At 68.5% G+C, this 12325-nt stretch carries 10 protein-coding genes; 9 read left to right on the top strand and 1 reads right to left on the bottom strand.

Annotation, left to right across the window (positions count from 1 at the left end):
* The first annotated feature begins 12 nt into the window (after window positions 1–12).
* From FU260_RS01530 to FU260_RS01490, 9 genes are all read left to right on the top strand, one after another.
* Window positions 13–990 carry a DODA-type extradiol aromatic ring-opening family dioxygenase gene (locus FU260_RS01530; protein WP_147915459.1) on the top strand — a complete coding sequence of 326 codons (978 nt, stop codon included), beginning with the start codon at window positions 13–15 and terminating at the stop codon, window positions 988–990.
* A complete protein-coding gene (locus tag FU260_RS01525) occupies window positions 987–1352 on the top strand; it encodes a hypothetical protein (RefSeq protein WP_147915458.1) in 366 nt (121 codons plus the stop codon). Before FU260_RS01530 ends, FU260_RS01525 begins: the two co-directional genes overlap by 4 nt.
* Window positions 1353–1424: 72 nt before the next feature.
* Complete coding sequence (locus FU260_RS01520) at window positions 1425–2291, top strand: branched-chain amino acid ABC transporter permease (protein WP_147915457.1); 867 nt, start codon at window positions 1425–1427, stop codon at window positions 2289–2291.
* Entirely contained in the window at window positions 2288–3289 is a 1002-nt protein-coding gene (locus FU260_RS01515) for a branched-chain amino acid ABC transporter permease (RefSeq protein WP_147915456.1), read from the top strand. The genes FU260_RS01520 and FU260_RS01515 overlap by 4 nt, the downstream gene beginning before the upstream one ends.
* Window positions 3290–3293: 4 nt before the next feature.
* Complete coding sequence (locus tag FU260_RS01510) at window positions 3294–4619, top strand: ABC transporter substrate-binding protein (RefSeq protein ID WP_147915455.1); 1326 nt, start codon at window positions 3294–3296, stop codon at window positions 4617–4619.
* Window positions 4616–5416 (top strand): ABC transporter ATP-binding protein, encoded by an 801-nt coding sequence (locus tag FU260_RS01505; RefSeq protein ID WP_147919259.1) that lies wholly within the window; start codon window positions 4616–4618, stop codon window positions 5414–5416. The genes FU260_RS01510 and FU260_RS01505 overlap by 4 nt, the downstream gene beginning before the upstream one ends.
* Window positions 5413–6120, top strand: coding sequence for an ABC transporter ATP-binding protein (locus tag FU260_RS01500; protein WP_210418172.1), 708 nt, complete (start codon window positions 5413–5415; stop codon window positions 6118–6120). Before FU260_RS01505 ends, FU260_RS01500 begins: the two co-directional genes overlap by 4 nt.
* 24 nt (window positions 6121–6144) lie before the next feature.
* The gene (locus FU260_RS01495; protein ID WP_147915454.1) at window positions 6145–6657 is read left to right on the top strand and encodes a DoxX family protein; all 513 of its coding nucleotides are present in this window, start codon (window positions 6145–6147) and stop codon (window positions 6655–6657) included.
* A 166-nt stretch (window positions 6658–6823) separates the two neighbouring features.
* Complete coding sequence (locus FU260_RS01490; RefSeq protein WP_147915453.1) at window positions 6824–11638, top strand: NAD-glutamate dehydrogenase; 4815 nt, start codon at window positions 6824–6826, stop codon at window positions 11636–11638.
* A gap of 93 nt (window positions 11639–11731) precedes the next feature.
* Here the strand turns inward: FU260_RS01490 and FU260_RS01485 are convergent, their stop codons facing one another.
* Window positions 11732–12262, bottom strand: coding sequence for a hypothetical protein (locus tag FU260_RS01485; protein WP_147915452.1), 531 nt, complete (start codon window positions 12260–12262; stop codon window positions 11732–11734).
* Between the last annotated feature and the right edge of the window lie 63 nt (window positions 12263–12325).

Below are 12325 nucleotides of genomic sequence, written 5' to 3'. Positions count from 1 at the left end.
CGAGGAGCAGGTATGGCTGAGCTCACCGCAGTGCTGGCCAGCACGCACCACCCCTTCTACTACAAGGCGACCACCTCCCCACCGGAGGAGCAGCCGCCGTACGCGGCGCAGTGGCGCCGCAAGGTCGAGGCCTACCGAGAGACCCTCACCGCGGCCGAGCCCGACGTGCTGGTGATGGTCGGCGCCGACCACTTCCACCAGTTCTTCCTGGACAACTACCCGCAGTTCCTGATCGGCAAACAGGCGACCTACGACGCCACCTTCTACAACGAGGTGCGCGAGTTCGGCCTGCCGAGGTACACGCTGCCCGGGCACCCGGAGCTGTCCGAGTTCATGCATCAGGGCCTGATGGATGCCGACTTCGACTTCGCGGTGAGCCACGAGCTGAAGATCGACCACTCGATCATCTGCCCGATCATCACCGTGCGGCCGGAGGCGGATCTCCCGGTCGTGCCGCTGTACACGAACATCTTCGTGCCACCGATGCCGTCCCCGCGCAGGTTCTGGCAGGTGGGGCGCGCGGTGCGGCAGATCATCGACTCCTGGGACTCCGACCTCAAGGTGGCTGCGATCGGCACCGGGCACCTCTCCCTGGAGCTGGGCGGGCCACGGCAGTTCGGCGAGCACGGCCCGGATCCCGAGTTCGACGCGAATGCGATCGAGTGGCTGTCCACCGGAAATGTGGACGCGGTCCTGGCGAACGTCACGCATGCCTCGATGGCCGGAGCCGGCAACGCCACGCACGGGTTTATGGACCTGCTGCTGATGATGGGCATCGCCGGCCCGGACACTGAGGCCGCGTACGTGGACCAGCTCGACCTGTTCCACACCCGGGAGATGTTCATGACCTGGTACCCGAATCCGACCGAGTCGATGACGGCAGCGGCGGCCGCGGCAGCGGCGGTCTCGGGCGGGAGCACCGGACCGGTCTACGCCGGTGGCGGGGCTGTCGGCGATACCGGCCAGGCGAAGGAAGGTGCGCCGGTATGAGCAAGTACTACGTGAACAAGTTCCTGTACACGATCGACCGGGACCCGGAGTGGGTGGAACGGTACAAGAACGACCCGCGGGGAAGCATCGAGAAGTGGGAGAAGGAGGTCGGCTGCTGGCTGAACGCTGCCGAGCAGACCAGCTGGCTGTCCTTCACCGACGAGGAGCGCGAGGCTTTGGCCACGCACGACTACGTGTGGCTGTTCGAGTACGGCGTGCACTTCTTCCTCAACCTGACCCTCTTCATCGCGCTCTATGACGAGGAGTACGCCCGGGAGAAGGGTCCACTGGCGTTCCAGCAGGAGATGGCCACCAAGCTCTCCCACTGGCTCGGAAAGGACTACCCGTCAGTGGCGCTCTGAGCTACTTCTCCGCCGCAGGTGCCGTCTGAGGCACTGCCGGAGCCCGTCCAGCAGACACAAAGAGGTTGATCGATGGACCTGATCGCGTTGGCGCAACAGACCCTCAACGGTCTGAGCTTCGGTGCGCTCCTGTTCCTGATGGCCAGTGGCTTCACCTTGGTCTTCGGGCTGATGCGGATCGCCAACCTCGCCCACGGTGCCTTCTACCTCGTCGGTGCCTACGTGGCAGTGTTCACCGTCGGTCTCACCGGGAGCTTCTGGATCGGAGTCCTCGCCGGGACAGCGGCCACCGCGGCCACCGGCCTGGTCACCGAGACTGGTCTGCTCCGCCGGATCCGTGGGCAGGAGATGCCGGAGGTCCTGCTCACCGTCGGCGTGCTGTTCGTACTCTCCGACCTTCTGCTGATGTCCTTCGAGGGCGGCCCGATGGCACTACCTGCCGCACGCGGAGCGCCGTCGGGGGCGCTGGTGATCGGCTCGTTCGCCTACCCCTGGTACCGGCTGTTCGTGATCGGGGTGACGATCATCGTGGGGATCGCGCTCTTCCTGCTGCAGCGCTACTCCACGGTCGGCGCGATCGTGCGCGCCGGCGTTGACGACCGGGAGACCGCGGCAGCGATGGGCATCAACATCGACCGAGTCTTCACCGGTGTGTTCGTCGTCGGAGCCGTCCTCGCCGGGCTGGCTGGTGCGATCGGAGCGGGGATGCTCAGCCTCAGCCCCGATACCGGGATCGACATCCTGCTGTTCGCGATGGTGGTGGTGATCATCGGCGGCCTGGGCAGCATCAAAGGTGCGGTGATCGGCGCCATCCTGATCGGGCTGATCGACACCTTCGCCAAGGTGTGGATCCCGGAGCTGTCCTACTTCACCATCTTCGCACCGATGGCCCTGGTGTTGGTGCTCCGGCCAGCAGGCCTCTTCGGGAGAGTCGCATGAGGCGGGCGACGGCGATCAAGCTCGGTTCCATCCTTGCCGCGCTCGTGCTCGCGTTCACACTCCCGTACGTCCTGCCCAGCTATTACGTCTCGCTGGTCACCCTGGTGCTGACCGCGGCGCTGCTGGCGATGGCCGTCAACCTGCTCGCCGGCCAGGCCGGACTGGTGTCCATGGGGCACGCCGGGATTGCCGCTGCCGCAGGTTACGGCGTCGCCTGGTCGAGCCGCGCCGGGCACAGCCTGGCCACCCAGCTGTTACTCGCGCTCGGCCTGACCCTCCTGACCAGCGTGATCTACGGCTTGATCTCGATGCGCACCAAAGGCATCTACTTCCTGATGGTCACGCTCGCGGCTGGGATGGTCTGCTACGGGGTCGCATTCCGCTGGTCGTCGGTGACCGGTGGGGACAACGGACTCACCGGTATCCGCCGCCCAGCAGCGGTTGCCGAGTACTGGCAGTACTACTTCCTGGTCCTGCTCATGTTCGTCCTCACTCTGCTCGCCCTGATGCTCGTCTCCCGTTCTCCGTTCGGGCTGGTGCTCCGCGGGGTCAAGGACAGCGACTCTCGGCTGCGTTCGCTCGGGTACAACATCGCGGCCTACAAGTTCACTGCGATCGTCCTCTCCGGGCTGGTCGCCGGCCTCGCCGGGGTACTGACGGTCTGGAACACCGAGTTCATCAGCCCGGACTCCGCCGGTGTCGTCCGGTCGGCGCTCGCGGTGGTGATGATCGTGCTCGGTGGGCTCGGCACCACCCTCGGGCCGCTCGTCGGCGCTGGCATCGTGGTAGCGATCGAGCACATCCTGTCCAGCTACGTCGAGCGCTGGCAGCTCATCCTCGGCCTGCTGTTCATTCTCGCCGTCATCTTCGCGCCGTCCGGCCTGGTCGGCAGCCTGCGCCGGCGCCGGCAGCGAGACCGCACCCCTCCCGTGCCCGACGAGGAGGCGGCTCACCCAGCCGACCCGCACGTCCTCAGCAGCAACCACCCGGAAAGGTAGACAGATGCGAGTGATCAACAGAAGTCGGCCGAGAGCAGCAACCGCTGCCGCCGCCCTCGCCGTCCTAGCGGTGGTGGCTGCCGGCTGCGCACCGAGCGAAAGCCTTGCCCAGAACGACGATCCAGACGCTTCCGCGGGATCCGAGGGGCCGGGCGAGGACCCAGCCGCTTCCGACGCCGAGCCGTTCACCGTGGGCCTGCTGGTCTCCTCCACCGGCTTCGCCGCCAACATGGGCTCGTACATGCAGCAGGGCTGGGACCTGTACTGGGAGGAGAACGGATCCACTGTCGGCGGCTTCGAGGTGCGCACGATCGTCGAGGATGACGCCAGCAACCCCGAGACTGCACTGACCAAGGCCCAGCGGCTGGTCACCGAGGAGGATGTCGACGTCGTCGTCGGACCCATCCTCGCCAACAACGGGCTGGCAGTAGCCGACTACCTCGACCAGCAGGGCGTGGCCAACATCGCCCAGACCGCGGCTGACGACCTCACTCAACGAGAGCGCAACCCGCACGTCCTGCGCGTCGGTGCGCTGGCCGGCAGCCAGGCGACGTTCCCCGGCGGTCAGTGGGCCCACGACGAGGGGCACCGCACTGCAGCCACCATCTGCCCCGACTACGCCTTCGGCTGGGAGAACTGCGGCGGTTTCGTCAGCGCCTTCACCGACGCCGGCGGCGAGGTCGTGGACCAGCTCTGGTACCCGGCTACGGCCACAGACATGAGTACCTATGTCACTGAACTGATCGGCTCCGGGGCGGACGTCGTGTTCGCCGGGACCAGTGGCGGCAACGATGGCGCCAACTTCATCCGCGCCGGCAACGACTTCGACCTGTTCAACCAGATCCCGGTGCTGCTGAACTGCTGCGGGGCCGACCAGACCGTGCTCAGCGACATGGGCGAGAGCGCCGTCGGGCTGCACTCGGTCAGCTACTTCGCCGCAGGCTCGGACTCGCCCGGCACTGCGGCCTTTACCGAGGCCTACCTGCAGCAGTACTCAGGGATCCCCTCGGTGTACGCGGCGGCCAGCTACACCGCCGCCGAAGTGCTCGCCGAAGTGCTCGCCGAGGCCTCGGCCGCCCCCACTGGTGAGGACCTGGTCACCGCGATGCGCGAGGTCACCCTGGAGGACAGCGCGATGGGCAGCATCAGTTTCGACGAGTACAACAACATGGTCGGCCCGGTGTTCATCCGCGAGGTCGAACTGCGCGAGGACGGCGCCCTCTGGAACACGGTCAACGAGACATTCGAAGGGGTCAGCCAGTTCTGGACCTACGATCCCGAGGAGTACCTGGACAACCCACCGTTCTCGCAGAGCGTGACCGGCCAATGAGCGCCGCCACGGCTGCGGGGCCGCCGCCACCCGGCCCCGCGCCGCGGAAGGTGGCGGCGGCTCTGGAGCTGACTGGCCTCACCAAGTCCTTCGGCGCCCTCACCGTGGTCGACCACGTGTCCGTCACCGTCCCGGTCGGTGGCCGCCTGGCCGTGATCGGCCCGAACGGCGCCGGCAAGACCACGCTGTTCCGGATGATCGCTGGCGAACTGCCCGTCAGTTCGGGCAGCGTGGCGCTCTTCGGCGACGACGTCACCCGGGTCAGCGAGCGAGGACGCGCCATCCGCGGCGTGTCCAGAACCTTTCAGGTCTCCAACCTGTTCCCGAGCCTCTCGGCCGTGGACAACGTCCGCCTCGCTGCCCAGGTGAACACCGCCACAGCACGGACCTTCTGGCGGCGAACGGCTCCCGATGACACGTACGGCGATCACGCCCGCGAGGCGCTGGAGCAGGTGGGCCTCGGCGGCCGGGCGAGTGACTCCGTCAGCGACCTGTCCCACGGTGAGCAGCGCCAGCTGGAGATCGCCATGGCGCTAGTCAGCCGGCCCCGGCTGCTGCTCTTCGACGAGCCGGCGGCCGGCCTCTCCCAGTCGGAGCGAATGATGCTGCAGTCCCTGCTCCAGCAGCTACCGGCGGATCTCTCCTACGTCCTCATCGAGCACGACATGTCACTGGCACTGGAGCTCACCGACCAGGTGCTCTGCCTCGACAACGGACGGCCACTGGCCTACGGCAGCCCGGCCGAGATCCGGGCCGACGCCCAGGTCCAGGCGGTCTACCTCGGGCGGCGACCATGATGCTCGACGTCTCCGGGCTTCACGTCGGGTATGCCACCTCCCGCGTGCTGAACGGCGTGGATCTGCAGGTGGCGGCCGGCGAGACGGTCGGACTCCTGGGCCGCAACGGGATGGGCAAGACGACTCTGGTGCGCGCCCTCTGCCGGCTCGAGCCGCCCACCATCACCGCCGGTGCGGTATCGCTCGAGGGCACCGACCTGCTCCGGCTGCGCACCCACGAGGTCAGCCACCACGGGATCGCGATGGTCCCGCAGGGGCGGCGAGTGTTCGGCAGCCTCACCGTGGAGGAGAACCTGCGCATCGTCCGCGGGGCCAGCGCAGATGAACCATGGACACCGGCGCGGGTGTTCTCCTTCTTCCCGAGGCTCGCCGAACGGGCTCGGTCCTTCGCTCGGACGCTCTCCGGCGGTGAGGCGCAGATGCTCGCGATCGGACGAGCACTGATGCTCAACCCACGCCTGCTGATCATGGACGAGCCCTCCGAAGGTCTGGCACCCGCCGTGCTGGACACCATCGAGGACCGGCTGCAGGAGTTGCGGACCACAGGTCTGTCCGTACTGGTCGCAGAGCAGAACGTCGACCTGGCCCTGGCCCTGAGCGACCGGGTCTACATCCTCGGTGAGCACGGAACCGTGGCCTGGACCGGCACTGCCAACGAGCTGGACCGCAGCCCGGAACTGCTCGGGGTCCACCTCGGCCTCTGATCGACAACACGGACGGAGCAACGCATGGACACCGGGATCCTCATCCTTCGGCTGGTGCTCGCCGCTGTCCTCCTCGCCCACGCCACCCAGAAGAGCGTCGGCTGGTTCGGAGGCAACGGCCTCACCAAGCAGGCGGAGATCTTCGCCTCGCTCGGACTGCGACCGGGTCGGGCGATGGTGCTGGTCGCCTCGGCGTCCGAGCTGAGTGCCGCAACCCTGCTCACCCTCGGGCTGCTCACCCCGCTCGGCGCGCTGGCGGCCGCCGGCACGATGACCGTCGCGGGGCTGACCATGCAGCTCGCGGCTGGCAAGTTCTGGAACGTCGCCGGCGGTGGTGAATACCCGTACCTGATCGCGGTGGTCGCCGTGGCGCTGGGCATCACCGGCCCGGGTGGCTACTCCCTGGATGCGGCGATCGGTGGGCCGCTGTTCGGCTTCGCCGCCGACCCGCCTGCCTGGGTGGGCGCAGTGATCGTCGTGAGCGCCGCGGCCGCTGCGGTCCCGTTCGCTGCCCTCATCCGCCGCAACCGGACCTGACCCTCGCCACCGGATCATCGCGAGCGCTCGCCCGCGCGAGTGAGATCGTCCGCGTTCACCGCACCAGCGGTCACTCGCCGATGGTGCGGCCGGGTGTGGGCCCGCGGCTGGGTGGGCGTGGCTACACTCGCAAGGAAGCAGGTCATGCCTACTAGATGGTGAGTTGATGAACGCCTCGACGCCGCGGCAACGAGAAGAAATCATGGGGGCGGTCGCGCGCCTCGTCGGAGATGACCAGGGCGATCTGGCGGCCCGGCTGCTGGAACATGTAGCCACCGAGGACCTGGTGGAGCGATCGCCGGAGGTGATGGCTGGCCTGGTCGCTGCGATGGGCGATCTGGCCCAGCGCCGCGAGGCGGAGCAGACCTTGGTCCGGGTGTTCAACCCGGAGACCGTCGAACACGGCTGGACCACCCCGCACACGATCGTGCAGGTCTGCACCGACGACATGCCGTTCCTGGTGGACTCGGTCACCGCCGCCATCTCCGGTGCTCAGCACCTGGTGGACCTGGTGATCCATCCCCAGGTCGCCGTGCGCCGCGGCTCGGACGGCACTCTGGAGGAGGTACTCCCGGATCCGGCGCGCACCGAGGCCGGCACGGTCGAGTCCTGGATGGCCTTCGCCGTCGACCGGATGTCCGAGCGCAGTCGTGCCTACTTGACCGAACGGCTGGAGAAGGTGCTCGCGGACGTCCGCGACGCCGTCGCCGACTGGATCCCGATGCGGCAGCGCTGCGAGGAGATCGCTCGCGAGCTGGACGCCCACACCCCGGCCACAGTGGACCGGGCCGAGATCGAGCCCACCGAACGGTTCCTCACCTGGCTCGCGCAGAACAACTTCACCTTCCTCGGCTACCGCGAGTACCGCCTGGACACGATGAACGGTGACGACGTGCTCCGCCCGGTCCCCGGCTCCGGTATGGGCATCTTGCGCCATGCCCCGGACGGGGACGACATCTTCGCCCGGTTGCGTCCGGAGGCCCGGCGCAGCGCCCGCGAACCGCACCTGCTCACCGTCACCAAGGCGAACTCCCGGGCCACTGTGCACCGGCCGGTGTACCTGGACTACATCGGCATCCGCTCCTTCGACGCCAACGGCAACGTGGTCGGCGAACGCCGCTTCCTGGGCATGTTCACCACCGCCGCCTACGCCGAGTCCGTGCTCCGGCTACCGATCGTCAGCGAGAAGGTGAGCGCCGTCCTGGAGCGCTCGGGCTTCTCCCCGCACAGCCACTCCGGCAAGGACCTGCTCGGCATCCTCGAGGACTACCCGCGCGATGAGCTGTTCCAGGCCGATGTGGAAACCCTCGCCGCGGTCACCGAGAGCGTGCAGCACCTGGCCGAGCGGCGCCGGTCCAAGCTGTTCTTGCGCCGGGACGAGTTCGGCCGGTTCGTCTCCTGCCTGGTCTACCTGCCGCGCGACCGGTACAACACCACGGTGCGGCTGCGCATCGAGGAGATGCTCCGGGAGGAGTTCGGCGCCGAGCAGGTGGACTACACCACCCGGGTGAGCGAGTCACCGCTGGCGCAGGTGCACTTCGTGCTCCGGATGCCACGGGAGTCCTCGATCCCGGACGTGGACGTCGACAGGCTGCAGGTCCAGCTCGCCGCCGCCGCCCGCACGTGGGAGGAGGACCTCCTCGACGCGCTGCACGACCAGCCCGGGGAGGATGCCGGGATGCGGTTCGCTCGGGGTTTCCCGGAAGCCTACAAAGAGGACTTCGACGCCGCGGCCGCGGTCACCGACCTCGCCCAGCTGGTCGGCCTGACCGGTAACGAGAGCCGGGTGCAGCTGTACACCCCCAGCTCCGACAGCCCCGCCCAGCGGCGGGTGAAGGTCTACCGGGCTGCCCCGCTGATCCTCACCGACGTGCTGCCGATGTTCACCGATCTCGGTGTGGACGTGCTGGACGAGCGGCCGTACACGATCACCGATGAGGCCGACGGCGATAAGCACGTGTACGACTTCGGGTTGCTGTTGCGAGGGGGCCGGGACTGGCCCGACGACGACGCCTCCCGCGCCTTCGAGGAGGCGCTGCTGGCCGTGCGGGAGGGCCGCGCGGAGTCGGACCAGCTGGGCGAGCTGGTGCTCTCCGCCGGGCTGACCTGGCGGGAGGTGGTGGTGCTGCGCACTATTGCCCGGTACTTGCGCCAGGTGGGGTCCACCTTCAGCGTGGAGTATCTGGAGTCGGCGCTGGTGGCCAACCCGCAGACCGCGGCCCGGATCGTGGCGCTGTTCCAGGCCCGGTTCGACCCTGACCACCCCGCCGGGGCCGACGCCGAGGCGCGCGGCCACGCGCAGGAGGAGATCCGGGCTGCGGTCTACGCGGATCTGGAGCAGGTCTCCAGCCTGGACCAGGACCGGATCATCCGCTCTTTCGTCGGGGTGATCGATGCGACCCTGCGGACCAACTATTTCCAACCCGATGCCGACGGCGCCAGTCACGCGCACGTCAGCCTGAAGCTGGACTGTGCGAGAGTTCCAGGCCTGCCGGCGCCGGTGCCGATGGCCGAGATCTGGGTCTACTCCCCCCAGGTGGAAGGGGTACACCTACGCTTCGGTGCCGTGGCGCGCGGCGGTCTGCGCTGGAGTGACCGGCGCGAGGACTTCCGCACCGAGGTGCTCGGCCTGGTGAAGGCGCAGATGGTGAAGAACGCGGTGATCGTGCCGACCGGCTCCAAGGGCGGGTTCGTGGCCAAACAGCTGCCCGATCCCGCCGTGGACCGGGACGCGTGGCTGGCCGAGGGGAAAGCGTCCTACACCGCATTCATCCGCGGCATGCTGGACATCACCGACAACCGGGTGGGGCCACAGGTAGTGCCCCCGCAGCGGGTGGTCCGCCACGACGGCGACGATCCCTACCTGGTGGTGGCCGCCGACAAGGGCACAGCGGCGTTCTCCGACCTGGCCAACTCGATCTCCGCCGAGTACGGGTACTGGCTGCACGACGCGTTCGCCTCCGGCGGATCGGCCGGCTATGACCACAAGGAGATGGGCATCACCGCTCGCGGTGCCTGGGAGTCCACCAAGCGGCACTTCCGGGAGATGGGCCGCAACTCTCAGACCGAGGACTTCACCGTCGTGGGTATCGGGGACATGAGCGGAGACGTGTTCGGCAACGGCATGCTGCTCTCCGAACACATCAGACTGGTGGCCGCATTCGACCACCGGCACGTGTTCCTGGACCCGAACCCGGACGCGGCGAGCTCCTACGCCGAACGGCGCCGGATGTTCGACCTGCCCCGCTCCACCTGGGCCGACTACGACACCTCGCTGCTCAGCGAGGGCGGCGGGGTGTACCCGCGCACCGCGAAGTCCGTGCCAATCTCCGCCCAGGTGCGCGAAGCGCTCGGCCTGGGCGAGGGGCCAGGCGACCTCAGCCCGGCCGAGCTGATCCACGCCTGCCTGCAGGCACCGGTGGACCTGCTCTACAACGGCGGCATCGGCACCTATATCAAGGCCTCCACCGAGTCCGACGACGATATCGGGGACCGGGCCAACGATGCGATCCGGGTGGACGGCGCCCAGTTGCGGTGCCAGGTGGTGGTCGAGGGCGGAAACCTCGGCGCGAGCCAGCTCGGCCGGATCGAGGCCGCCCAGCGGGGGGTGAAGATCAACACCGACGCGATCGACAACTCCGCCGGGGTGGCCTCCTCCGACCGTGAGGTGAACCTGAAGATCCTGTTCACCTCGCTGATCAAGGACGGCGCCCTCAGCTTGGACGAACGCAACGAGCTGCTGGTCTCGATGACCGACGAGGTGGCCGCCCAGGTGCTGCGGGACAACTACGTGCAGAACGTGCTGCTGGGCAACTCTCGGGCCCAGGCGCACGCCATGCTGGGGGTGCACCAGCGGCTGATCCACTGGCTGGAGGAACGCGGCGACCTGGACCGGGAGCTGGAGTTCCTGCCCTCCGATACCGAGATCGCCGACCGGGACGCCGCCGGTGAGGGTCTGACCCAGCCGGAGTTCGCCGTGCTGGTGGCCTACGCCAAGCTCGCCCTCAAGGCCGACCTGGAGAGCACGACGATCGCCGACGGCGACTGGTTCCACACCACCTTGATGCAGTACTTCCCCGAGGTGCTCCGGGAGCGGTTCGCCGAGCAGATCGAGGAGCACCCGCTGCGCCGGGAGATCATCGTGAACACGGTGGTGAACTCGATGGTCAACCGCGGTGGCATCACCTTCGCCTACCGCGCCAGTGACGAGACCGGGGCATCGAGTGAACAGGTAGCCCGGGCGTACGTGACCGGCCGGGAGATCTTCGACCTGTCCTCCTACACCCAGGACGTGGAGGCATTGGACAACAAGGTGCCGGCCGCCGTGCAGACGTCGCTGTACCTGGACTTCCGGCGGTTGCTGGACCGGTGCTCGCGATGGTTCGTGCTGCACCGCCCCGATGGGGTGGAGGTGGCCCGCGAGGTGGCCGCCTTCGCTGAACCGGTGCGCCGCCTGGTGGGTCAGCTGCCGCAGTTCCTGCAGGGTGAGGAGCGGGAGCGTTGTGCCACTCACGCCGATGATCTGGTCGAGGCCGGGCTGGGCCACGAGCTCGCCGAACGGGCCGCCACACTGATCCCGGCGCTCGGGCTGCTGGACGTGGTGGAGCTCTCCCGCGAGACCGGGGAGAACCTGCAGTCGGTGGCCTCGCTGTACTACGCGACGTCCGAGCATTTCGGCTTCGACAACCTGCTCATCCGGGTGGCGGCGCTGCCGTTGGACGACCGCTGGGACGCCCTCGCCCGCGCCGCGGCGCGGGACGACCTGTACGCCACGCTGGCCGATCTGACCCGCACCGTGCAACGGGCCACCGATGCGGACCTGCCTGCCACCGAGCGCTTGGCCGCGTGGGAGGATGCCGCCGGTGCTGCCCTGACCAGGGTGCGCAGCTCGCTGCCGAGCGAGGCCGACCTGAACGCGGCGGACGGGCTGGCACCGCTCTCGGTCGCGGTGCGAGGGCTGCGGTCCCTGGTCCGGCGCTGAACAGCCGGCGACGGCGGAACAAGGTCGTGCAACAGAGGGCACCGGTGCCCGATGTTGTACGACCTTGTTCCAGAGCGGGCTAGCGCAGACCCGCTACCGGGACTCTCGGTAGATCCGCGCGAACCGGCGCGCCGCGATCGGCAGCAGCACACCGGCCATCGCCATCGCCCAGGAACCGTCGGCGAACTGCAGCCGTAGCCGGCCGTGCTGGAACAGCCGCGGCGCCACCCCCACCTCGGTCAGCGCCCGCCGGTCGATCGAGAAGGCCAGCAACACTCGGGTGCTGTCCCATTGACCGCTGGGGTAGAGCGCTACCCGGTGGGTGGTCAGCAGCAGCCGAGCGTGACCCAGGTCCTCCAGCACCCGGGCGAACCCGGCGGCGATCGAGCCATGCTCGCCGCCGGCGGAGTACCCGGCGAGGGCCCCACCGAACCACCGATCGTTCACGGTCAGCCCGCCCACGAGCGGGCTCCAGTCCATCCCGACGCCCGGACGTGGCTTCCCGCCGATGGCCGAGCCTTGCGCGAACGTGGTCACCTGGACGTCGGCCAGCGCCGTCTCGCCCTGAGCGAGCGAGGCGCGAATGCTGGGCGGTATCATGGCGATCCCGCGTGGCCACTTCACCCGTGCACACTAGCCCCCTCGCTATCACTGCAGGGAGCATGGCTATGCCACCCCCACGAGGAA

Origin of the sequence: Ruania zhangjianzhongii, from assembly GCF_008000995.1 — a bacterium.
Taxonomy (GTDB): Bacteria; Actinomycetota; Actinomycetes; order Actinomycetales; family Beutenbergiaceae; genus Ruania; species Ruania zhangjianzhongii.
This window is presented reverse-complemented; position numbering and strand designations above follow the sequence as displayed.

Bases quoted from the DNA above. Each gene is read 5' to 3' on its own strand.
- FU260_RS01525 (WP_147915458.1), top strand. From the start codon at position 987: ATGAGCAAGTACTACGTGAACAAGTTCCTGTACACGATCGACCGGGAC.
- FU260_RS01505 (WP_147919259.1), top strand. From the start codon at position 4,616: ATGAGCGCCGCCACGGCTGCGGGGCCGCCGCCACCCGGCCCCGCGCCG.
- FU260_RS01515 (WP_147915456.1), top strand. From the start codon at position 2,288: ATGAGGCGGGCGACGGCGATCAAGCTCGGTTCCATCCTTGCCGCGCTC.
- FU260_RS01500 (WP_210418172.1), top strand. From the start codon at position 5,413: ATGATGCTCGACGTCTCCGGGCTTCACGTCGGGTATGCCACCTCCCGC.
- FU260_RS01510 (WP_147915455.1), top strand. From the start codon at position 3,294: ATGCGAGTGATCAACAGAAGTCGGCCGAGAGCAGCAACCGCTGCCGCC.
- FU260_RS01520 (WP_147915457.1), top strand. From the start codon at position 1,425: ATGGACCTGATCGCGTTGGCGCAACAGACCCTCAACGGTCTGAGCTTC.
- FU260_RS01530 (WP_147915459.1), top strand. From the start codon at position 13: ATGGCTGAGCTCACCGCAGTGCTGGCCAGCACGCACCACCCCTTCTAC.
- FU260_RS01490 (WP_147915453.1), top strand. From the start codon at position 6,824: ATGAACGCCTCGACGCCGCGGCAACGAGAAGAAATCATGGGGGCGGTC.
- FU260_RS01495 (WP_147915454.1), top strand. From the start codon at position 6,145: ATGGACACCGGGATCCTCATCCTTCGGCTGGTGCTCGCCGCTGTCCTC.